Source organism: Nocardioides thalensis (genome assembly GCF_013410655.1).
Taxonomy (GTDB): domain Bacteria; phylum Actinomycetota; class Actinomycetes; order Propionibacteriales; family Nocardioidaceae; genus Nocardioides; species Nocardioides thalensis.
Genome location: NZ_JACCFP010000001.1, coordinates 330,678 through 352,400 on the forward strand (window position 1 = coordinate 330,678; position 21,723 = coordinate 352,400).

At 69.5% G+C, this 21,723-nt stretch carries 22 protein-coding genes; 17 read left to right on the forward strand and 5 right to left on the reverse strand.

Going from position 1 to position 21,723, the window contains the following annotated elements:
- Positions 1-206: 206 nt before the first annotated feature.
- The 9 genes from HNR19_RS01605 to fabG all read left to right on the forward strand — a co-directional run bounded on the left by HNR19_RS01605 (position 207) and on the right by fabG (position 7,355).
- Complete coding sequence (locus tag HNR19_RS01605) at positions 207-1,496, forward strand: class-III pyridoxal-phosphate-dependent aminotransferase (RefSeq protein WP_179666247.1); 1,290 nt, start codon at positions 207-209, stop codon at positions 1,494-1,496.
- On the forward strand, positions 1,493-3,064 hold the full coding sequence (locus tag HNR19_RS01610; RefSeq protein WP_179666248.1) for an aldehyde dehydrogenase family protein: 1,572 nt from the start codon (positions 1,493-1,495) through the stop codon (positions 3,062-3,064). The genes HNR19_RS01605 and HNR19_RS01610 overlap by 4 nt, the downstream gene beginning before the upstream one ends.
- A gap of 16 nt (positions 3,065-3,080) precedes the next feature.
- Entirely contained in the window at positions 3,081-3,683 is a 603-nt protein-coding gene (locus HNR19_RS01615; RefSeq protein ID WP_179666249.1) for a BMC domain-containing protein, read from the forward strand.
- Complete coding sequence (locus tag HNR19_RS01620; protein ID WP_179666250.1) at positions 3,680-4,195, forward strand: hypothetical protein; 516 nt, start codon at positions 3,680-3,682, stop codon at positions 4,193-4,195. The genes HNR19_RS01615 and HNR19_RS01620 overlap by 4 nt, the downstream gene beginning before the upstream one ends.
- Positions 4,192-4,530: a EutN/CcmL family microcompartment protein gene (locus HNR19_RS01625; protein WP_179666251.1), complete on the forward strand. Its 339-nt coding sequence runs from the start codon at positions 4,192-4,194 to the stop codon at positions 4,528-4,530. Before HNR19_RS01620 ends, HNR19_RS01625 begins: the two co-directional genes overlap by 4 nt.
- The gene (locus HNR19_RS01630; RefSeq protein ID WP_179666252.1) at positions 4,527-4,808 is read left to right on the forward strand and encodes a BMC domain-containing protein; all 282 of its coding nucleotides are present in this window, start codon (positions 4,527-4,529) and stop codon (positions 4,806-4,808) included. The genes HNR19_RS01625 and HNR19_RS01630 overlap by 4 nt, the downstream gene beginning before the upstream one ends.
- Before the next feature lie 43 nt (positions 4,809-4,851).
- Positions 4,852-5,502 carry a microcompartment protein gene (locus HNR19_RS01635; RefSeq protein WP_179666253.1) on the forward strand — a complete coding sequence of 217 codons (651 nt, stop codon included), beginning with the start codon at positions 4,852-4,854 and terminating at the stop codon, positions 5,500-5,502.
- Positions 5,503-5,576: 74 nt separating this feature from the next.
- The gene (locus HNR19_RS01640) at positions 5,577-6,527 is read left to right on the forward strand and encodes a phosphotransferase enzyme family protein (RefSeq protein WP_218910108.1); all 951 of its coding nucleotides are present in this window, start codon (positions 5,577-5,579) and stop codon (positions 6,525-6,527) included.
- Between the two features lie 36 nt (positions 6,528-6,563).
- Positions 6,564-7,355, forward strand: coding sequence for a 3-oxoacyl-ACP reductase FabG (gene fabG / locus HNR19_RS01645; RefSeq protein WP_179666254.1), 792 nt, complete (start codon positions 6,564-6,566; stop codon positions 7,353-7,355).
- 686 nt (positions 7,356-8,041) lie between these two features.
- Here the strand turns inward: fabG and HNR19_RS01655 are convergent.
- A complete protein-coding gene (locus HNR19_RS01655) occupies positions 8,042-9,019 on the reverse strand; it encodes a LacI family DNA-binding transcriptional regulator (protein ID WP_218910109.1) in 978 nt (325 codons plus the stop codon).
- A 109-nt stretch (positions 9,020-9,128) separates the two neighbouring features.
- Between HNR19_RS01655 and HNR19_RS01660 the strand changes: the two genes are divergently transcribed.
- The 4 genes from HNR19_RS01660 to HNR19_RS01675 all read left to right on the forward strand — a co-directional run bounded on the left by HNR19_RS01660 (position 9,129) and on the right by HNR19_RS01675 (position 13,472).
- The gene (locus tag HNR19_RS01660) at positions 9,129-10,064 is read left to right on the forward strand and encodes a nitrilase family protein (RefSeq protein WP_218910110.1); all 936 of its coding nucleotides are present in this window, start codon (positions 9,129-9,131) and stop codon (positions 10,062-10,064) included.
- Positions 10,065-10,195: 131 nt separating this feature from the next.
- Positions 10,196-11,287: a hypothetical protein gene (locus tag HNR19_RS01665; RefSeq protein WP_179666257.1), complete on the forward strand. Its 1,092-nt coding sequence runs from the start codon at positions 10,196-10,198 to the stop codon at positions 11,285-11,287.
- 104 nt (positions 11,288-11,391) lie between these two features.
- Positions 11,392-12,645, forward strand: a complete 1,254-nt coding sequence (locus HNR19_RS23370) for an amidase family protein (protein WP_179666258.1) — start codon at positions 11,392-11,394, stop codon at positions 12,643-12,645.
- A gap of 5 nt (positions 12,646-12,650) precedes the next feature.
- Entirely contained in the window at positions 12,651-13,472 is an 822-nt protein-coding gene (locus HNR19_RS01675; protein WP_179666259.1) for an alpha/beta fold hydrolase, read from the forward strand.
- Between the two features lie 14 nt (positions 13,473-13,486).
- On the opposite strand, the gene HNR19_RS01680 is transcribed toward HNR19_RS01675, so the two are convergent.
- A complete protein-coding gene (locus tag HNR19_RS01680) occupies positions 13,487-14,218 on the reverse strand; it encodes an NADPH-dependent F420 reductase (protein WP_343047002.1) in 732 nt (243 codons plus the stop codon).
- Between HNR19_RS01680 and HNR19_RS01685 the strand changes: the two genes are divergently transcribed.
- Positions 14,210-14,539 carry a winged helix-turn-helix transcriptional regulator gene (locus HNR19_RS01685; protein WP_179666261.1) on the forward strand — a complete coding sequence of 110 codons (330 nt, stop codon included), beginning with the start codon at positions 14,210-14,212 and terminating at the stop codon, positions 14,537-14,539. The two genes, HNR19_RS01680 and HNR19_RS01685, sit on opposite strands and share 9 nt — an antisense overlap.
- Here HNR19_RS01685 and HNR19_RS01690 read toward each other — a convergent pair.
- From HNR19_RS01690 to HNR19_RS01700, 3 genes are all read right to left on the reverse strand, one after another.
- Entirely contained in the window at positions 14,434-15,660 is a 1,227-nt protein-coding gene (locus HNR19_RS01690) for an amidase family protein (RefSeq protein WP_179666262.1), read from the reverse strand. The two genes, HNR19_RS01685 and HNR19_RS01690, sit on opposite strands and share 106 nt — an antisense overlap.
- A 4-nt stretch (positions 15,661-15,664) precedes the next feature.
- Positions 15,665-16,054 carry a MerR family transcriptional regulator gene (locus tag HNR19_RS01695; RefSeq protein ID WP_179666263.1) on the reverse strand — a complete coding sequence of 130 codons (390 nt, stop codon included), beginning with the start codon at positions 16,052-16,054 and terminating at the stop codon, positions 15,665-15,667.
- 102 nt (positions 16,055-16,156) lie between these two features.
- Entirely contained in the window at positions 16,157-17,281 is a 1,125-nt protein-coding gene (locus tag HNR19_RS01700; protein WP_179666264.1) for an alpha/beta hydrolase family protein, read from the reverse strand.
- Between the two features lie 180 nt (positions 17,282-17,461).
- Here HNR19_RS01700 and HNR19_RS01705 point away from each other — a divergent pair, with 180 nt between their 5' ends.
- The 3 genes from HNR19_RS01705 (at position 17,462) to HNR19_RS01715 (ending at position 21,709) form a co-directional block, all read left to right on the forward strand.
- On the forward strand, positions 17,462-19,117 hold the full coding sequence (locus HNR19_RS01705) for a PucR family transcriptional regulator (RefSeq protein ID WP_343047003.1): 1,656 nt from the start codon (positions 17,462-17,464) through the stop codon (positions 19,115-19,117).
- An 88-nt stretch (positions 19,118-19,205) separates the two neighbouring features.
- Complete coding sequence (locus HNR19_RS01710; protein ID WP_343047004.1) at positions 19,206-20,201, forward strand: threonine ammonia-lyase; 996 nt, start codon at positions 19,206-19,208, stop codon at positions 20,199-20,201.
- Positions 20,201-21,709: a leucyl aminopeptidase gene (locus HNR19_RS01715; RefSeq protein ID WP_179666266.1), complete on the forward strand. Its 1,509-nt coding sequence runs from the start codon at positions 20,201-20,203 to the stop codon at positions 21,707-21,709. The genes HNR19_RS01710 and HNR19_RS01715 overlap by 1 nt, the downstream gene beginning before the upstream one ends.
- The last annotated feature ends 14 nt before the right edge of the window (positions 21,710-21,723 follow it).

Below are 21,723 nucleotides of genomic sequence, written 5' to 3' on the forward strand. Positions count from 1 at the left end.
TGCTGGGTCGGATCGTTCGTCACCATGGAGAGCTCCCATGCTTGGGGATGGACCATTAGCCGGGGATCGTCGCACCCGGTTCAACCGTTGGCAAGCCTTAAGAGTGATCCGTAAAGCAAAATCGACCCAACCGTTGACAGATATGGTTCAACCAATACAGAGTTGCGCTATCGGCCCAGCAGGGTCCCTAGCGTGAGGGAAGAGCGATGTACGACGACCCGCTGCTCAGGTTCGAGTCGAAGGCAGACTTCTACGAGAGGTCCGCCAGGTACTGGAACCCGGGCAAGACGAGCTTCTGGTCACGCCAGGGGATCGATCTCGCCATCAACGAGCGCAGCGGCTACCTGATGTGGGACATGGACGGCCGCCGCTTCATCGACGTCCACCTGAACGGCGGTACGTACAGCTTCGGCCACCGCAACCCGGAGGTTGTCGAGGCCGTGTCGTCGGCGATGGAGAAGTACGACATCGGGAACCACCACTTCCCCTCCCTTGCCCGGACGGCGCTGGCCGAAGAGCTCGTCCGCTCTGCCCCGTCCGGCATCAGCAAGGTCGCCTACGCAGCAGGGGCAGGTGAGGCGATCGACATCGCGATCAAGAGCGCTCGCAACGCCACCATGAGACGCAAGGTCGTGTCGATCATCAAGGCGTTCCACGGGCACACCGGCCTGGCCGTGGCGACCGGCGACGCCAGGTTCTCCGAGATGTTTCTGGCCGACCGACCCGAGGAGTTCATCCAGGTCCCCTTCAACGACCTCGCTGCCATGGAGGCAGCTCTTCGACCCGGGGACGTTGCCGCGGTGCTGCTGGAGACGATTCCTGCCACCTACGGATTCCCTCTTCCCGAGCCGGCCTACCTGCCGGCCGTCAAGGAGCTGTGTGAGCGTCATGGCGCTCTCTACATCGCGGACGAGGTCCAGACCGGGCTGATGCGTACCGGGGAGCTCTGGGGCATCGAGAAGTACGGCGTCACGCCTGACATCCTCGTGACCGGGAAGGGCCTCTCCGGCGGGATCTATCCCATCGCGGCGGCGCTCCTGAACGATCGTGCCGGTGCATGGCTCGACGAGGACGGATTCGGCCACATCTCCACTTTCGGCGGGTCCGAGCTCGGCTGCATCGCCGCCCTGAAGACCCTGGAGATCGCTCGGCGACCCCAGGTGCGATCGATGGTCCACTACATCGCGGACGCAATGGACAAGGGGTTGCGCCGGATCCAGGACAGCTATCCCGACTGGCTCGTCGGGATCCGCCAGAACGGCGTCGTGATCGGCTTGGAGTTCAACCATCCCGAGGGGGCGCTCCACGTGATGCGAGAGCTCTACGACGTCGGCGTCTGGGCAATCTTCAGCACGCTCGACCCACGCGTCCTGCAGCTCAAGCCTGGAGTGCTGATGTCTCCCGAGCTGGTCGAAGAGCTCCTGGACCGCAGCGAGATCGCCATCGGCAGGGCCGCGACGAACCGACACGGCTGGAAGGCGGTGAGCGCACGATGACGAGCACCCCGCGCCCCGTGATCGGTGCGGCGCACATCCTCGAACGCGCCCGCTGGGCCGCGCAGGCGTTCTCCGAGTACTCCGCCGAGGACGTCGAGCGGATCGTCGACGCCGTTGCGGACGTAGCCCACGAGCACGCCGAGGAGTACGCAGAATGGGCTGTTCGGGAAACCGGCTTCGGGGTCGCGGAGCACAAGACCCTCAAGAACAGGTCGATGGCACGCGCGCTGGCGGACGCCTATCGTGGCGCAGACTTCGCTTCTCCGCGGATCGACCAGACCAGCAAGATCGTGTCGATACCGAGACCGGCAGGTGTGGTCCTTGCCCTGACTCCTTCCACGAATCCGGTGTCGACCTTGTACTTCAAGGTCCTCCTGGCGTTGAAGACTCGGAACGCGATCGTGGTCAGTCCGCACCCGATGGCCAGAGAGTGCTGCTCCCACGCCGCGGCGACCCTGGCCGCGGCCGCGGAACAGGCGGGCGCGCCAAGCGGTGCCATCCAGTGGATCGAACGACCGACGATCCCGCTGGTCGAGGAACTGATGGCCAACCACGGCACCAATCTCATCCTGGCCACCGGAGGAACGGGCGTGGTGCGTTCGGCGTACAGCTCCGCCAACCCCGCCCTGGGCGTGGGCCCCGGCAATGTCCCGGTCCTCGTCGACGGATCCGCGGACCTACGCGAGGCCGCTCGGCACATCGTCGAGAGCAAGGCGTTCGACAACTCGGTCCTGTGCACCAACGAGTCGGTGCTCATCGCGGTCACAGCGGTCGCGGACCGACTGCGCCGCGAGCTCGAACGCGCCGGCGCTGCCGTTCTCACGCAGGCAGACACCGAGCTGCTGCGCTCCTCGATGTTCCCTAGCGGCCGGCTCGACCCGACCGTGATCGGCAAGGATGCCACCTGGATCGCCGCTCGCGCCGGCATCAGGGTCGGTCCACGGACCAAGGTGCTCGTCGCGCCATTCGACGCAGCGGTTCCGGACGAGCCGCTGACTCACGAGAAGCTCTCGCCCGTCCTCGGCATGATCACCGTCCCGGACTCGGCGGCCGGGATCCGGGTCGCCCAATCGGTCATCCGAGTCGCCGGCGCCGGGCACTCCGCGGCCATCCACAGCACCGACGCGGACACAGTCCTCCGGTTCTCGGCGGCAGTACCGGTTCTGCGTGTCTCGGTGAACGTCGGCAACAGCTTGGGTGGATCTGGGGGCCTCACGAACCTGGCGCCCACCATGACCATCGGAACCGGCTTCGTCGGCCGAAGCTCTCTCGGCGAGAACCTCCGGCCGGACCATCTCGTCGACTGGACCAGAATCGCCTATGCGGCTGATCCAGCTGCTGCGATGCCCGACTTCACCGGGCTCTCCCCGAGCTCGCAGCGCGCCGGCGCCACGCCGCCGTATCCGCGACCTTCGAACGGCGAACGGGACGTGCGCCCTCCCAAGGTCCTCGGGATGCACGAGCGCGTGGCGGACGCAGAGCGGCCGTCAGCTGCGAGCGAAGCCGTACTCCGCGAAGAGGTACGTCGGCTCGTGATGTCCGAACTCTCCAAATTCGTGAACGACTGAAAGCGACCTGACCACCATGGCCGAGCTTCGCTCATTCATCTTTCTTGACCGACTTCAGCCCCAGACCATGTGCTACCTCGGGACGTGGATCAAAGGCTCGCTGCCGCGGGCGTCCATGGCCGCCCAGATCATCGAGGTTGCACCGGGTATCGACATCGAGCCGCTCACCGACGCCGCCCTTCAGCATGCTGAGGTTCAAGCCGGCATCCTGGTCGTGGAGCGCCAGTTCGGCTACCTCGAGTTCCACGGAGAGACGAGCGCCGTCCAGTCCGCGGCAGAAGCGGTGCTGATGAAGCTTCGCGCCGACGCGGGCAGCGCACTTCGGCCGTCGATCCTTGCGAGCAAGATCATTTCGAGCATCGACCAGCAGCACGCGTTCCTGATCAACCGCAACAAGATCGGTTCGATGGTCCTTCCTGGCGAGTCGTTGTTCGTCCTCGAGGTCCAGCCGGCGTCCTACGCGATCGTGGCGGCCAATGAGGCCGAGAAGGCGGCCGACGTGAAAGTGATCGACTACCGGATGATCGGCGCCACCGGCCGGGTCTACCTCGCCGGACAGGAAGCCGACGTACGACAGGCCGCTGAGGCAGCCGAGACAGCTCTCGGCGGGTCGTCATGACCACGCCGCAGCCCGACCTCCAGCAGCTCATCGACGCCGCAGTCCGCCGTGTGCTTGCCGACCTTGTCAGCCCGGGCGTTGCAGGCGCTCTCAAGGACCGGCGAGGCGACGGCCTGCCCGGAAGTGGCCCCGGCCAGGGGTCCCCGACGCCCGACCTGACCACGGCGCCGGGCGAAAGGCGGCATCCGGCCGCACGTGTCAGCACGGTGCGGATTGCTGATGACAGGGATCTCGACGCCTTCGTCCGACACGTCCTCTCGCTGTTCGAGAACCCCAAGAACCGGATGGACCTGCGCTCCGGACGCCTTCGGTTCCAGCTCAAGAACGCGACTGGGTCAGGCGTCAGCGGACGGTTCCGCTCGATCGAGGCGGGAGCGGTGACGGAACGCCACGTTCAGGAGGCCGGAGCAGCCGTGGAAGGCATTCGCCTGGGCCCCCGTGCCGTCCTCACACCTCTTGCCCGCGAACGCGCGCGTGCCCTCGGAATCACGATCATCAAGGAGCGAGCATGATCCGCGCCACTGTCATCGGAAGTGTGTGGTCCAGCCGGCACATCGACGGGCTTCCCCCGGGGGCGTTCCTCGAGGTGCAGCCTGAAGCCGGCACGCCCATCATCGCGTTCGACGTCCTCGGCAGCGGGACGGGCGAGCAGGTGCTGGTCGCACAAGGGTCAGTTGCCGCCAGCTGGTTTCCCGGCGCACCGCCGCCGGTCGACGCCCTGGTCATCGGCGCCATCGACCCTGCGTCGCCGAGCACCCTGCCTGGTCAGTCCAAGAGCGCGGCCAAGAAGGCCGTCACCAAGACCCCCGCACGACGCGCGGGCACTCACCCACAGGAGAAGAAATGAGCAGTACCGCCATCGGCATGATCGAGACCAAGGGATACGTCGCAGCACTCGCCGCAGCCGACGCCATGGTGAAGGCTGCCAACGTGCAGATCATCGACCGGCAGGACGTCGGCGACGGCTTGGTGTCCGTGATCATCACAGGCGAGGTCGGGGCCGTGAAGGCCGCTACGGAGGCTGGCTCCGAAGCAGCCTCGCAGGTGGGAGAGCTGGTGAGCGTCCACGTCATTCCGCGTCCCCACGCCGAGCTCGCCAGCAAGTTCGAAGTCAACGTCCACTGAGACAGCCGGGCGTCGAGTTCGGACCGAACACTGAGGAGGACCCATGGCGGAGCCCAACGTCGCGCCTACGGAGCTGCGCGTGTACCTGTTGGTCGAGGATCTGAGGGAGCAGTTCGCCGCATACATGGGCACGCCCACGCGAGCGCGCGGTTATCCACCCTACGTAGGGGACCACGCCCTGATCATCGAGGTGGCGCCGGCACTCGCGATCGAGCGGGTCATCGACCTCGCGCTGCGAGCCGTGCCCTCGATCCAGCCAGGGATCCTCTTCGTGGAGCGGCAGTTCGGCGTCCTCGAGGTCCATGGCAGGGACCTTGGTGATGTGACCGCAGCAGGGGAGGCGATCCTGGCAGGCACGGGCGCCCGGGCACGGGACCAGCTGCGTCCGCGGATCCTCTACCACGACGTGATCGACTCCATCACCGACCAGCACGCCGTGATCCTCAACCGCAACCGGCAGGGGTCGATGATCCTTCCCGGGGACTCGCTGCTGGTGTTCGAGATGACGCCCGCGCTGTTCGCTGCGGTGGCTGCCAACGAGGCCGAACGTGCAGCGCCAGGAGTGACGCTCGTCGACGTCCAGATGATCGGCGCTGCCGGCCGGCTCTACCTCGGTGGCCGTCACGACGACGTCACCACTGCGCGGGACCACATCATCAAGGTTCTCGAAGCGATCGACGGACGGGAACAGTAATGGCGGCCAGATCGGGAGCTGACGAGCCCAAAGAGCACGACGCCGCTGCAGCCGAGATGGAGGTGGCGCGCGCGATGACGGAGCTCTACGACCTCGGAGAGCGCCCGACCCTCCACGAGCTCAACCGTTCGGAGAACACCACCTACGTCGTGGGCACCAGCGGCGTCGACTCAGCGGCCGTGCTGAGGGTCCACCGCACCGGCTACCACGATGCCGTTGCCATCGCCTCCGAGCTGGCCTGGCTCGATGCCCTCCGCGAGGAAGCCGGAGTCTCGACACCTCGCGCTCTGACCTCGCGCACCGGTGAGCGTGTCGTGACGGTCGTTGCCGGTGGTGTGGAGCGACACGGTGTGGTGTTCGAGCGACTGCCCGGACAACAGCCCCACGACACCGACCTGCGGCGCGAGGACTTCGTCAATCTGGGACAGATCACCGCCCGGCTCCACGTCCACGCTCGCGGATGGCGGCCGCCGCCGTGGTTCAAGCGGTTCGACTGGGGGTGGAGGCAGACGCTGGGCGCTGATCCGCGATGGGGCCGGTGGGAAGACGACCCCGAGCTGGGCCCCGCCGAGCTGGCGATGCTCGATCGAGGTGTCAACCTCGTCCGCAGTCGGCTCGCGGGATTCGGCGCGACTCCCGACCGGTGGGGGCTGGTGCACGCAGATCTCCGGCTCGCCAACCTTCTTGTCGACAACGAACAGATCAGTGTCATCGACTTCGACGACTGCGGATACTCGTGGTTCCTGTACGACTTCGCGGCCGCTGTCACGTTCCTGGAGGCCGACCCACGGCTCCCGGAATGGCAGGACGCATGGCTGGCCGGCTATCGATCGGTCGCGCCGCTCGACGAGTCCCATGCCTCCCTGTTGCCCACGTTCCTCATGTTGCGGCGGCTCCTGGTCCTTGCCTGGCTCGGATCCCACGCCCACTCGTCGGAGGCGAAGGAGCTCGCATCCGTGTATCGACCAGCCACCTACGAGCTCGCAGAGCGCTATCTCGCGTCCTCCGGCCGCTCGATCACCTGATCGCCACGGCGGTCGCCACCCTCGAGGAGATCCACATTGTTCACCCCAATCACCGGAGCGTCGGTCGTCGTCACGGGGGCGAGTCGCGGCATCGGTCTCGGCATCGCACAGGTTTTCGCCGACGCCGGTGCCGACGTCATGCTGGTCGGTCGCAACGAGTCGGCGCTGGAGAGAGCCGCCGCTTCTCTCGAAGACTCAGCTGGAGCCGTCTCCGTCCTCGTCGCGGACGTCGCGGACCGGGAGGAGTGCGACCGAATCGCGTCCGCGGTCCAGCAACGGCACGGCGGACTCGACGTCCTGTGCGCCAACGCCGGGATCTTCCCGGAGGCCAGTCTTCGCGACATGACGGTGGAGGACCTGGACGCTGTCCTGAACACCAACGTGAAGGGCACCTTCTTCGTTGTTCAGGCGTGCCTCGACGCTCTGACAGCATCTGCCCTCGGCCGCGTCGTGGTCACCTCCTCGATCACCGGTCCCCTGACCGGATACCCGGGTTGGTCGCACTACGGGGCAAGCAAGGCGGCGCAACTGGGCTTCATTCGCTCGGCCGCGCTCGAGCTCGCGCCCGCCGGCATCACGATCAACGCCGTCATGCCGGGCAACGTACTCACCGAGGGCGTTGCCGAACTCGGCGAGGAGTACGTCGACGCCATGGCGGCGGCGATTCCCCAAGGCAAGATGGGCACCGTGGCGGACATCGGACACGCCGCGTTGTTCCTCGCCAGCAGGGAGGCCGGATTCATCACCGGTCAGACACTGGTGATCGACGGTGGCCAGACGCTTCCCGAGTCGTTCGAGGCCATCCTGACGTCCGGTCCGGTGTCCTAACGGCCAGGCATTGTCGCCGGACTGACCTTGCGGCCTTGGACGGGAACGCACCGACCGCTTGCGGGAGGAGGAAACCCGATCGTCACGCGGTAGCCTGCGCCACCGACCAGCTGTCCTCGTACAGGTGGTATCGGACGATGCGGCTGTCCCGAACGGTGATCCAAACCACCATCGGGGACTCGATCCAGCGTCCGGTCGCGCACCTTGCTCCTGATCGAACCTCGCAGGACGACATCATCACCGTCCTCGACTCGCTGCTCGATGTGGATGAAGTCAGGTTCCAGGTACTCATCGAGAGCACCGAAGAAGGCCTCGATGCCCGACCGGTCTCGCACGTCAGGAATCCACGGGACGTGGGGCGCGTGCGGGGCAAGGAAGTCGACAGAGTTCTCGTCGAAACACGCAGCCGCCCCCGACCTGTCCCCCTCCGACAAGCGGGCCAGGAGTCGATCCACCACGACCGATGCGGAATCGTTCACGACGGCGGAACTCATCGGAGCAGGCCCCTATTCCGTGGCGAATTCAATGCTGACCAGGCGCGCTCGACCGCCTTCTCGGTCCAGTCCTCTCCGAGTTCAGGCGACCGCACCGGCTCGAAGAGCCATCGCTGCCCTCTTGGGTCTCAGCAGGAGGCGGGCCGTTTCGTATCGCCCGGCCGGCCCGGAAAGGCCGCTCTGCGTGCGGGGCTAACGCGAGGAGTCCCTGACGATGAGCGTTGGCTGCATGGTTTCGTCCCGTGGTGGAGCGCCCGTCATCATGGCCGAGAGAGACAGCAGCGCGGCCCGGCCGAGCTCGAACGTCGGGTGGGCGACGGACGAGAGCGCCACCTCCAGCTCCGCTGCGACGGGTGTGTCGTTGTAGCCCACGACGGCCAGATCCTTGCCGATGACTCGTCCGTGGGCCCGCGCGACACTCGATGCGCCGATGGCCGCGTAGTCATCAACCGCGAAGACGGCGTCGACGTCCGGGTCGTTCTGCAGGATCGTCTGCATTGCGTCTCGTCCGCTCGCGATGTCGAAACCAGAGTCGACGACGCGCTCGTCCGGGAGGTCCAGGCCCGTTGCGCGGACGGAGGCAACGAACCCCGACACTCGGTCGACTGCAGTGCTGGCGTAGGGAGGGCCGCCGATGACAGCGAGTCTGCTTCGGCCCGAGGCGACAAGGTGCTCGGCGACCAGGCGCCCCCCGAGCACGTCGTCGCCCGTGACGGCCGAGTTGTCCGGCAGGCGCCGGTTGGCGAGGACGAAGGGTGTGTCGCCCCGCAGCAGTGACGTGGGGAGGGGGGTGTCGAGGCGGGCGTCGGCGACGATGAGGCCGTCGACCCGACGTCCCAACGCCGTCGCCACCCTCTCGGTTTGGTCCTCGGGATCGTCGTGGCTGCTCATCGCGAACACCGCGAGGCCGGCTTTCCGTGCCTCGGACTCGATGCCCTCCACCAGGAGGGCGAGGACGCCGTCGGACAGTCGGGGAACGATCACGGCAACGAGACCGCTGCGCTGGGTTCGTAGCCCCGTGGCATGCGGGTCCGGCCGGTAGCCCACCAGGGCGGCGTGGGCGCGGATCCTGTCGGCCGTCTCCGGCGACGCTGCCCGCAGCGCCTCGTCCCTGCTGCCGTTCAGAACTCGCGAGACCGTCGACACGTCCACGCCGAGGGACGCGGCCATTGACTTGAGCGTCGGTCGTGAGCGACGCCCCGGCGCTACGTCGCCCATGTCCGGGATCGCAGGTGGATCTTGACAGCGAGGCGCACGTCGCTGAGGATACACCCAATCGTTGGGGCCAAACGTTTGGGTTGGCCGGAGAGATGAGGATCCCATGAGCACTTCGCAGACAGCGGTGGGGCCAGCGCGCGTGGCTGTCGTCCAGATGGACGCGCAGGTCGGCGTAGCGAATCGGAAGGAGAACGAGTCGCGCGTCCTGCGCAAGATCGAGGAGGCTGCCGAGCAGGGTGCCGATGTCGTGGTGCTACCGGAGCTGGTCACCACGGGCTACTCGTTCGGCACCCGCGCAGCGGCCTTCGCGCACGCCGAACCGGTGCCGGACGGGCCGACCGTGCATGCCTGGAGCGAGCTCGCCGCGAGCCTGGGTCTGCACATCGTCGGTGGCCTCGCCGAGAGGGACGGCGCGCGTCTGTTCGATACGGCGGTGCTGGTGGGACCGGATGGCTACATCGGGCGCTACCGGAAGACCCATCTTTGGAACGCCGAGAAGCTGTGGTTCACCCCGGGGGACCTCGGCTACCCCGTCTTCGACACAGTTCTGGGACGGATCGGACTGTTGATCTGCTGGGACATCTGGTTCCCGGAGGTGCCTCGGCTGCTGGCCGCCCAGGGTGCCGACCTGATCTGCAGCATCAACAACTGGGTCTGGACGCCCCCGCCGCTGTTCGACGGGGCCGGCCGGTGCATGGCCAGCTACCTCACCATGACCGCCGCCCACGTCAACAACGTCTTCATCGCTGCTTCCGACCGGATCGGCTCCGAAGGTGACGCCAAGTTCCTCGGGTGCTCGCTGATCGCCGGCACCAACGGCTGGCCGGTCGGTGAAGTCGCGGACGCGACGAGCGAGACCATGATCGTCGCCGACCTCGACCTGATGGAGTCGCGTTCGGCGCCCATCTGGAACAACCTCAACGACCTGGTTCGCGATCGCCGAACCGACCTGTACGACGGCATGCTCGGATACGACGCGAAGCCGTGGCCGCGATGAGTGGCCTCCGTCAACTGACCGCGAGCTCGCCGAGGAGACGATCGGCAACAGGACGGTGGCCTGGCAGAACGCCAGATCCCGCGGGAGAAGGGTGGGGTACCGCAGCGGCACTCATTGGGGCTCTCGCCGGCGTGATCGCCGGGGGCGTGCTTGTCGCTGGCCGGATCACGCCGGACCCCGACCTGCTGCCTGTCGCCCGCGACAGCATCAGTCGGTTCGCGGCCTGGGTCCTGGCCGCGACGACCGACGCGCAGTTTCACTTGTCGGCGCTCGGAGGTGGCCTCATGGTGGCCGGCGCTCTGGTGGCCCATGAGCTCGGCCGGCGGAATCGGCGGGTGGCCGGGTTCCCGATCGCCTGCGGCACGGGCCGGCTGCCCACGGTGCTGCTCGCCTCGACGGCGAGCTTGGCCCTCGGGTCCGCGCTGTGGGGCTGGACCGCGGACGCCACTGGGGCCTGGCAACCGTTGTTCGTCTCCTTCGTCTCTGTGCCGGCCGCTGTGGTCCTGACGTACGGAGTGCGGCCGCGCGCGGTCGTCACGGGCGTGCTGGCCGGTGTTGTGCTCACCACGCCGATAGCGCTCCTCGTGCACTCCGTGCTGTGCATTCCTCTCGGCCTCCCCGGCGTCGTGTCTGCGACCACCGGAATGTGGGCGAGTGCCATCATCACCTTCCTCGTCTCGGACAGGACCGGTTGGTTGCAGCGCGACCTGGGCAACCGGGTGCCCGGTCCAGACGCAGCTTCCATGGGGGCGGTGCAGTGGAGCGTGCGACGGACCCTTGCCGATTTCACGGAGCCGCAGTTCTACGGCAACGAGTGGGCGGGTGCGGGGATGATCCTCGGCCTTCTCGTTGCTGCGGCTGTCGACCCGGCTCTTGCCGTGTACGGGTCCGGCCTCTGGGCTCACGTGCTGCTCAGCCAGATCGCGACCGCGCTCCTGGCGACCACGATGTGGCGCTCGTCGTGGCGAGAGCACGGCTGGTATCCGACCTTCACTCCTCTGGTCTCGTTCGTCCCGGCGCTCGTCCTCGCCGAAGGCGGCTCAGTCCTTGCTGATGGCGTGGCAGTGGTCGTCGGGGCCACGGTCGTGCCCCCGCTGGCCTTCGCTCTGGGACGGCGCATGCCCGACGGCGTTCACCCGTTCGCCGGCTACGTGATGGCGATGACCATCTCGTGCGCGGCCCTCGTGCCTGTGCTGACTGCGCTGCCGATGGAGCGGGTGTGACCGGTCGCGAAGGCGCGACCCCGCATGCGATCGGGGACGGGCTCCATGCTGATGTCGCGACCACTCTCGCGAGGTACCGGCGCGGGGAGAACACGGTGCGGAGCGTGATCGAAGACGCGCTGAGTCGGGCAGAGATGGCGACTGCCGACTTCAACGCCTTCGCTCACCTCGACGTCGACGGTGCGCTCAGTGCAGCTGACGCCCTCGATCGAGCGAAGGGGCGCCTGGTCGGGCCGCTGCATGGGATCCCCGTCGCGGTCAAGGACGTGATCGACGTTGCCGGTCTACCCGTCACCGGCGGGAGCCGGCATCTCGCCGATCGTCGACCCCGGACTGACGCGACGAGTGTCGCGGCCCTGCGTCGCGCGGGCGCGGTCATCGTGGGAATCACTGTCACGCACGAGATGGCCTACGGACCCACCGGTGACCGCTCCGCACACGGCGCCGTGCTGAACCCATGCGACCCCGCTCGCATCGCGGGAGGATCGAGTGCAGGCAGCGCGGTCGCGGTGGCCACCAGTGCCGTTCCGCTGTCGCTTGGGACGGACACCGGGGGGTCTGTCCGTATCCCCGGTGCACTCTCCGGCGTGCTCGGACTGAAGCCGACGTACGGAGCGATCTCGAATGCTGGTACGGTCCCGCTCTCCCCGTCGCTCGACCATGTCGGCCTGCACGCGTCGACCGTGGGTGACCTCCGAGTCGGGCTGGCGGTGCTCACCGGGCGTCCCGCCCCTGCGCACGTCGGGCCGCTGCGTGCAGCGTGGCTGGATTTCGGCGTCGATCCGATAGATCCGGAGTTGGCCGAGCGGGTTCGACGGCTTGCGCGCGCTGCGTTCGGCATCCTGGGCCCCGCGAGGATGGACCCCGAGCTCGCGGCGAGGATTCGGGAAGACTTCTCTGCAGTCCAGGGGGCCGAGGCACACGCCCAGCACGCCCACCGGATCGCCACCCGGCCAGACCTCTTCGACCCGGAAGTCCTCGAGCGCCTCGAGGCGGCTGCGAAGGTCCCAGCCTGGAAGTACACGCGCGCGCTGGACCGGCGCGACGAGCTGCGCCGCGCCGTCTTGCGCCAGTTCGGGACGGCGGACGTGCTCGTGACGCCGACGACCCCGATCTCGGCTCCCTTGCTCGACCAGCGCGAGATCGACATGGGAGGTACGCGTGCCGCCGTGCGCGACGTCCTCCTGTCCTTGACGCACCAGTGGAACCTGCTGGGCTTCCCTGCCCTGTCCGTCCCCATCAGTACTCCGCGCCTGCCTGCCGGCCTTCAGCTCATCGCGCCGCCAGGAGGAGAAGAGCGGCTTCTCGCTGCGGCCGACCGAATCCTCTCCACGCAGTACCGACAAAAACGAAAGTGAGAACGATGACCCAGCACAACAGCCCGCCCGTGTCCGCGACGTTCCGCGAGGTGCGGCATCCCCACTCCTCCGGTGATCTCGCGGGCCTAGCCCGGAGCGGTGACGGGGTCCCGGTCGTCCTCCTCCACGGAGTCATGGCCGACGCTCACGCCTGGCGTCACGTCATGGAGGCAGTGGCACCGGGACGACCGGCGGTGGTGCCCAACCGCCGTGGCCGGCGGCCCAGCGGCGACCTCCCCGACGGCTACGCCGTGGAGACCGAGGCGGAGGACCTCCTGGGCTGGCTCGCGCTACAGGAGGGGCCGGTCGATCTTGTCGGCCACAGCTACGGAGGCTTGATCGCGGTCGAGGCGGTACGCCGCGGAGCGGCCGTGCGGTCCTTGGTGCTCTACGAACCGGTCGCGCGCCCGTTCGCCGCTGACGCCCTGCCCAAGCTGGAGGAGGCGGTCGAGAACGGCGACCTCGATGCCGCCGTCGAGATCATCAACGTCGATGTCTCCGGATACAGCCGGGCGCACGTGGACACGCTGCGGGAGGACGCCGCCGTGTGGGCGAAGCTGCGGGCCCTGGCGGCGCCCGCCGGTGCCGAGCTCGCCGCGATCGAGGCGTTCGACTTCGTGCCCTCGGCGTATTCGTCGCTCGACGTGCCGACGTCGCTGATCGCCGGGGAGCTCAGCCGCCACCGCCCGCCGTACGGCCCGAGCGTCGACCGGTTCCGCGACGCGCTTCGGGTGGAAGACGTCACCGTGCTCGAGGACCACGACCACCTGGCCCACGTCACCGGTCCGCTCGCTCTCGCCGAGGCCATCAACGCGGTCATCCGGTGATCGAGTCGCCGCCATCAACCATCGGCCGACAGCAGGTTGAAGGCGGACCGGAGCGGCGTCTGCCCGCTGGCCAACGCTCGGATCATGATGATGGCCATGGCCTCGAGGTGCCGCGCCTGCGACAGGTCGCCGATGTCGAGGGGATCCCCGAGCAGCTCGATGAGCGGACGAGCCACCGACCTCGCCTCCTCACTGCCGCAGAACGGGACGCGCAACGGCGCGCCCCCGTACGTCGTCGGCGTGCGCCACACGTCCGCGTGACACAGGTTGAACGCCTTGACGACCTTGCTGCCGACGGCCCGGAACTCCACCTCCTCGGCCAGGGACCTGCCGTCCCACCGGACCTGGGAGTAGTCGCCGAGGTGGACCGCATTGCCGCAGTCGATGACGGTCGTTCCGGCGAGCGTGCCCCGCGACGCGCCCGCGAGGTCGAGCGTCTCGCCGAGCCCTTCGCTCCGAACGGCCAGGAGTGCCACATCGGCGAAGGCCGCGACCTCAGCCAGGGTGCCGTGCTCGACTCCGAGGTCCGCGGAGAGCTGCTGCGCGCGTTCGGGTGTGCGGCCGCCGACCACCACGTCGTGGCCCGCACCGATCCAATGCGGTGCGATTGCCGAGGCCATCATTCCTGAACCGAGGATTCCGATCTTCACGACGTCGACGTTAGGAACGGCGAGGGAACCGATCGGTTCCCTCGTCGATCCGCGCACGGCGCGTGACGCCGGGGCTAGCGTGGGCGCGTGGAGCACGACGTCTTCCTCGCCGACTGCCCGGCCCGCACGACGCTCGGCGTCATCGGCAACACGTGGACCGTGGTCGTCGTCGCCGCGCTCGGGGAGTCCGACATGAGGTACGGCGAGCTGCAGACCAGGATCGGTGGCATCAGCAAGAAGATGCTGACCCAGACCCTGCGGCACCTGGTCGACTCGGGACTGGTGGCTCGATCGGCAGAGCCGCCCCGCCACTACTCGCTGACCGACCTGGGCCGGACCCTGCTGGAGCCGGTGGCCGCGTTGGTGCGGTGGGCAGAGGAGAACGCCGAGCGCCTGCTCGATCCGGTCCCCGACTGACGGAACCACCGCAGCGCAAGCTCCAACAGGTCACGGTCGCGTCCCGGAGCCGCGACCAGGCACAGGCCGCAGGGCAGGCCGCTCGTCGCCGTCAGCGGGACGGTCACGGCGGGCAGCCCGCCGATGCCGGCGACGCACGTCAGCGCGAGCGTCGCGTCGCGCACCCGCCGGAGGTCGGAGCCGATCACCGGAGCGACGGTGGGCGCCGACGGCAGCACCAGGACACGATCGCCGACGAGCTCGCGGATCGTACGACGGGCGCGGTCGACGTTCGCCCGCGCCGATCCGGCCGCGTCGTCGGTCACCGAGCGGGCGCGCTCGAACCGGGCGCGGACGTCCAGCCCCAATGTGTCCGTCCGGCCCTCGAGCCACGCGCCGTGCGCCCGCCACGCCTCCCAGGCCTGGAGCACGATGAACGCCTCGCGCCACTCCTCCAGGGGGAGTCGCCCGGGCGCGAGGGGCTGGTGGTCGAGGCCGGTTCGGACCACGTGCGCCACCTCTGGGTCGGCGAGCTCGAAAAGCTGCGCAATTGAGACGAGGTCGTCCCGGCCGCCGGGCGACGCCGGCAGCAGCACCTCGCCCACCCGCGCCAGCGTCGCTGCGTCCCGGGTCATCCACCCGACCGTGTCGAACGTCGGCGCCATCGGCAGCAGGCCGACCCGGGAGACCGCGTCATGAGTCGTCCGGATCCCGTACAGCCCCTGGTACGCCGCCGGCACCCGGATCGATCCGCCGGTGTCGGTGCCGAGCCCGACGCTCACCTCACCGAGCGCGACGGCGGCGGCCGGTCCCGAGGACGACCCGCCCGGGAGCCGGCCCGGCGCCGCCGGGTTCGGGGGAGTGCCGTAGTGGTCGTTGGCGCCGGCGAGGGAGTACGCGAACTCGTCGGTCTGCGCGATCCCGCGGACCGATGCTCCGGCGGCCAGCAGCATCGTCACCGTCCGGGCGTGCGAAGCGGCGGGACGTGCCGCGCGGAGGTAGGCCGGGTTCCCCGCGCCGACCGGCCACCCGGCGACGTCGTACAGGTCCTTGACCGCGACGGTCTCGCCGGCCAGCGGGCCGTCGGTTGCTCCCGCAACCAGCGGGTCGCCGCGCTCCCGCCACACCGTCGCGTCCGCCATGGCGTCAGCGAACCATCCGTGTGCCATCCGTGTGCATCGACTCGTCGCGATCGGCGCCGGTCACTCGCGCGACGATCTCGTCCAGCACCGACAGTGCTCGGTGCCGGTCGCGGATCTCGCGAAGGATCCGGCTGCGCTCGTCCAGCAGCGCCGCCACTGGTCGCGACGGGTCGGCACCGGACCGCTCCAGCGCCGGCACCAGCTCTGCGATCCGGCGACTGTGCAGGCCGGCGGCGTAGAGCTCCTGCACCAGCACGACGCGGTCTACGTCCGCCGCTCGGTAGCGCCGTTGACCACCGGGTCCCCGGTGGGGCCGGAGGATCTGGAGCTCCTCGTAGTAGCGCAGGGCGCGTACGGTCACGCCCGTCCGCGCGGCGAGCTCGCCGATCCTCACGGCTGGCAACCTGACTGCACGGTTGTAGCCTCGGCGACCCGGCGCGGCGGGCACAGGCACGAACGCGCCAGGCAGGGTCAGGTTCGCGCCGCGTCCGGTGACCTACAGCTGCGCATCCAGCCACGCGAGCAGGTCCGCCGCGCCCAGGTCGAGCACCGATCCGTGGGTGGCGCCGTCGTACACGCGGAGGTCGACGGTCGAGCCGTTCGATCGCGACATCTCGACCATCTCCTGCGTGTCGCCGACGGGTACGACGTGGTCGGCCGTCCCCTGCATGACGAGCAGCGGTCCGTCCGCGCTGCGATGCCCGACCTCGGACTCGCGGAACCACGCCCGCAGTCGGTCAACGGCGGCCTGATCGACCGGCTCGAACTCCGACGCCGGCAGGGCCGCCTGCACGAACACCTGGGTGAGGTCGTCGAAGCAGAGGTCCAGCACCTCAGGAAGCAGAGCCCGGGCGCGCGGGCCGAGATAGTCGGCCCACCTCAGCTCGGGGTGCTGGGTCCAGATGCCCACGAGCATCATCGTGTAGAACTGCTGCTCCAGCGGGTGGGGCGACGCGATGGCGTCCACGTAGCGCGTCATGTTCGGGGCAGGAGCGAACGCCGCCGCCCCCGCGAACTGGAGCAGCCCGTCGTAGTCGTCGGCGATCTCGGCCGTCGCGACGGCCGCCTGGCCGCCCTGCGAGTGACCGGCGGCGACCCACGACGAGGAGACGTTGCCGAGCAGGGATCGTGCCGCTCGCACCGAGTCGACGGTCGCCCGGGCCTCCGACTCGGAGATCAGGTAGGGGTGCACCCCCGCCGTGCCGAGCCCCGGATAGTCGGTGGCGGCGACGACGTACCCAGCGGCGAGGATCTGGCTCAGGAGCCCGCCGTACGCCGCGCCCTTGATAGCGGACGGCGCGCAGCCGTCGTCGATGCCGGTCGTGCCGTGGTCCCACGCCACCACCGGCCAGCCGCCGGCCGGCGCCGGTCCGGGCGGCACCAGGACCAAGCCGCTCGAGGAGGTCGGACCGCCGTCCGGCGTCGTGGTGTAGTACTCGACGCGCCAGGCGAGCGTGCCGGGCGGATACGAGTCATCCGTCGGGAGCAGGTGCTGCTCCTTGAGCATCCCGGCCCAGACCGGGACCTCCGTGGTGCGCGGTCGCTGGACCGCCTCCCCGGCCCCCGGTGCCGCCCACCCGATCAGAGCCACCGCGACCAATACCGCCAGATATCTCCGCATCGATCCTTCACTCCTCCGCTCGAACCTGCGCCGTTCGACCATGGAGAGCCCTGCCGCGCGGGGGAGGTGCAAGGACCGGCTGGAGGTAAAAGGTTCCCTTCGTCGGCGTGTCGACGGATGCTTTTACGCGCGCGGCAGGGTTCAGAATGCATGACAACGACGCTGTTCCGAGGAGACCAGGTGACGCCGGCAACCGACCGCCCGACGATCCGCCGGATCCTCGACGAGCTCGGCTCCACGCTGCTCAGGCACGTCTCGGGTGACGTCGATCGCGCGCCGGCGGTGGAGAACGTCCTTATCCACGCCGACGACGAGGAGGCGGTCGGGACGCAGGGCGCCGTCGTCCTCGGCGTCGGTCTCACCAGTCCGGGGGAGATCGCCACGCTGATCAACCAGCTCGCGGCCGCCGACGCAGGCGCGCTGATCGTCAGGGACCCGGTCCCGATGACGGCCGAGCTCGAGCGGGTGGTGGCCGAAGCCCCGGTGGTGCTGCTCTCCCTGGCGTCCGGGGCGTCCTGGGTCCAGCTCACGAGTCTCCTCCTGAGCCTGGCGTCGGCGCCGACCGAGGTCGACCAGGAGTCCGGCGCAGCGCCCGGCCTGCTGCTGGGAGACCTCTTCTCTGTCGCCAACGCGATCTCCGCCCTGGTCGACGCGCCGGTGACGATCGAGGACCGTGCGTCGCGGGTGCTCGCCTTCTCCGGTCGTCAGGACGAGGCCGACGAGTCCAGGCTGCAGACCATCCTCGGTCGCCAGGTGCCTGACGACTACGTGCGTGTCCTCGAGCAGCGCGGGGTGTTCCAGAGGCTGTACCGCGAGGACGCCCCGATCTATCTCCAACCGTTCGCCGACGGCCCGATCGACATCGCCCGGGTCGCCGTCGCGGTCCGGGCGGGTGACGAGTTCCTCGGCTCGATCTGGGCAGCGGTCGACGGCCCGTTGACGCCCGAGCGGGAGGCGGGCCTGCGGGACGCCGCGAAGATCGTCGCCCTGCACCTGCTCCGCCTGCGCGCTGGGTCCGACACGCGCCGGCGCCTCAACAGCGAGCTGATGGCTGCCGCCCTGACCGGTGGTCCCGCGGCGGCCGAGGCGCTCGATCGCCTCGGCCTGTCCGGTCGTCGGCTGGTGGTCATGGCGCTCGGCCAGACGCGGTCCGCCCACGACCCCGTGTCGAGCGTCGATCTCGCGCGGTCGACCGCGGAGCGTCAGTGGCTGCACGACGCGTTCGCCGTCCACGTGGGTGCGACCCACCTCAAGGCCGCGACGGCGACCATCGGCACCACCAGCTACGCGATCCTCCCGCTGCTCGACAACGCCTCTGCCGCCGGGCTTCGCACGCTCGCGGCCACGTTCCTCGAGCGCACCGGCACCCGGATCCCCTGTCACGTCGTGATCACCCACGAGGCCACCAACGTGCTCGAGCTGAGGGGCGCCAGGGTCGAGGCCGACCGCGCACTGCGCGTGCTACGGGTGACGGGCCGCGCGCCGTGCGTCGCCCATGTCGCCGACGTCGAGAGCGACGCCCTGCTCCTCGACCTCGGCGACCTCCACGCGGCGCGGGGGTCGCACCTGTCCGGGCCGGTCGAGCGGCTACGGCAGTACGACGAGAGCAACGGCAGCACCATGCTGGCCACCCTGGGCGCGTGGTTCGACAGCTTCGGCGACGTACGCCTCGCCGCCGAGGCCATCCACGTGCACCCCAACACGTTCCGCTACCGGCTGCGGCGCATCGCGGAGATCGGGCAGCTCGATCTCGACGACCCCAGCGAGCGACTGGCCGCGATGCTGCAGGTGCGTCTACTCCAGCTGACGGAGGACTCTCACGCCGAGAGTCGCTGAGGCGCTTCGGACGATCCGACCAAGGCGTCCGTCGTGGGTTGGACCCTCCGACGATCCGGATCGACTCCGACTGCGGTGGGATCGGGATGTGCAATCCGAGCCTGCGGAGGTCACTGGTGCGGCGGCGACGTTGCCCACGCTGTCGGACGTCTTCCAAGCCGCGCGGACCCTCCGGGGGACGGCGGTCCGCACGCCCGTGCTGGAGTCGACCGAGCTGAACAACCGGTGGGGCTGTGAGCTGTTCTTCAAGGTCGAGGGTCTGCAGCGGACCGGGTCGTTCAAGTTCCGCGGGGCGTACAACCTGGTCTCCCGCCTGTCGCCGGAGCAGCTCACTGCGGGGCTGGTCACGTCGTCGTCCGGCAACCACGCCCAGGCCGTCGCGCTGGCCGCTCGGCTCGTCGGTACGACGGCGACGATCCTCATGCCGCACGATGCGGCCGAGTCCAAGCGACGCGCGACCGAGCGCCTCGGCGCGGACGTCGTCGAGTTCGACAGGTATCACGACGATCCCGACGAGGTCCTGGAGGACGTCGCCCGGCGCTCGGGCCGGACGATCGTCCATCCGTACGACGACCCGCGGATCGTGGCGGGAGCGGGAACCGTCGCCCGGGAGCTCCTCGAGGAGGTCGGACCGCTCGACGTGCTGATCGTGCCCGTCGGCGGTGGCGGACTGTTGGCGGGCACCGGGCTCGCGAGCTCGGACCAGCGCCCGATGCCGAGGATCATCGGCGTCGAGCCGGCGTCCTCGGACGACTGGGCACGATCGATGGCGGCCGGTTCGCGGGTCCGGGGCACGGTCCGTGAGGGCGTCGCGGACGGGCAGCAGCTGCCGATCCCCGGGGAGCTGACCTTCGCGATCGCGCAGTTCTACACCGACCAGGTGGTGGTCGTCTCTGACGACCAGATCCGCCGGGCGGTGCGCACGTTGGTCGACGAGCTGCACGTGGTGGTGGAGCCGAGCGGTGCGAGTGCGTTCGCCGCGTTGCTGGCCGACCGGGTCGACGTGCGGGGCGGCCGGGTGGGCGTCGTGCTCAGCGGCGGCAACATCGATGTCGCCCGCCTGACGAACCTGCTGGGCCGCTGATGAGCCCCCAGCCCGCCGCCCACGACGTCGAGCTCGTCGTCGTCGACCGCGAGCAGGTCGTCGCGGAGGTCCCGTGTGACGTCCTCGTGGTCGGCGTGCAACCCGGCGAGGACCGCACGCCCGGACTGGACCCGCGTTCGGCCGATCTGCTCGGCGACGTCGTCGCCTTCATCGACGTCGTGGACCCCGAGACGGAGCCGGTCCACCTGGTTCCTCCCCCCGCGGGACTCGCGGCTCGCGCCCTCGCGCTCGTCCGTGTGCCGGATGACGCGCCACGGCTGGCAGGTCTCGCGGGTGCGGCAGCGTCGGCGATGCGAGGAGTGTCGGCGTTCGCGAACGTCGTCCTCGCGCTCCCCGCGACCACGCCGCAGGAGCTCGAGGCCGTGGTCCGAGGTGCTCTCCTCGGCGTCCACCGCCAGACCGGACGGCTTCCGGTGGTGGGTCCGGTGCCGACCGGCCGGACGGTGCACGTCCGGCACACCGTCGAGGAGTCGGCGACCGGGACCGCCGTGGAGCGCGCCCGCATCGTTGCCGACGCCGTCACCGGCGCCCGCGACCTCGTCGACCGCCCCCCGAACCTCCTCACCCCGCGGGACTTCGCGGCGGCGGCCGAGGTCGTCGGCGGGGCGCACGGCCTGACGGTGGAGGTCTGGGACGCGAGGCGCGTCCGCGGTGCCGGGCTCGGCGGCCTAGCGGGGGTCGGGCAGGGGTCCGGCAACCCTCCTCGCCTGGTGGTCGTGCGCCATCGGCCGCCCCGTCCTCGGGCCCACGTCGCGCTCGTCGGCAAGGGGGTGACGTTCGACTCGGGTGGGCTCAACCTCAAGCCGACGTCCGAGCTCGCCTCGATGAAGATCGACATGGCGGGCGCGGCAGCCGTCTTCCAGGCCTGCGTGGCTGCAGCCCGTCTCGAGCTCGACGTCGCCGTCACCGCCTGGCTGCCGCTCGCCGAGAACTCGGTGTCCGGGACCTCGATCCGACCCGGCGACGTCCTGACCCTGAGGGACGGGCGACGGGTGGAGGTGCGCAACACCGACCTCGAGGGCCGTCTGCTGCTCGCGGACGCTCTCACCCTCGCTCGGGAGGAGAAGCCGGACCTGATCGTCGACGTCGCGACACTGACGGACGCCCAGGTCATGGCTCTGGGCACCCGTATCAGCGCGCTGATGTCCAACGACGACCCGCTACGGGCACTGCTCCTCGAGGCTGCGGCCGAGGCCGACGAGGGGCTCTGGCCGATGCCCCTTCCTATCCACCTGCGGCGGGCGCTCGCGTCGCAGGTCGCGGACATCGCCAACGAGGGCGAGCGATCGGCCACGATGCTGACGGCGGGCATCTTCCTCCAGGAGTTCGCATCGCCCGCGTCGCAGCGCACGCGCTGGGCGCACCTCGACATCTGCGGGACTGCCTACAACCACGGCGCGCCGTACTCGGTCGTCCCGCAGGGTGCGACCGGCGTCCCGGTGCAGACGCTGATCAACTTCCTGCGCGCGGTCGCCCTCGACTCGTGACCGCCGGCACCGCG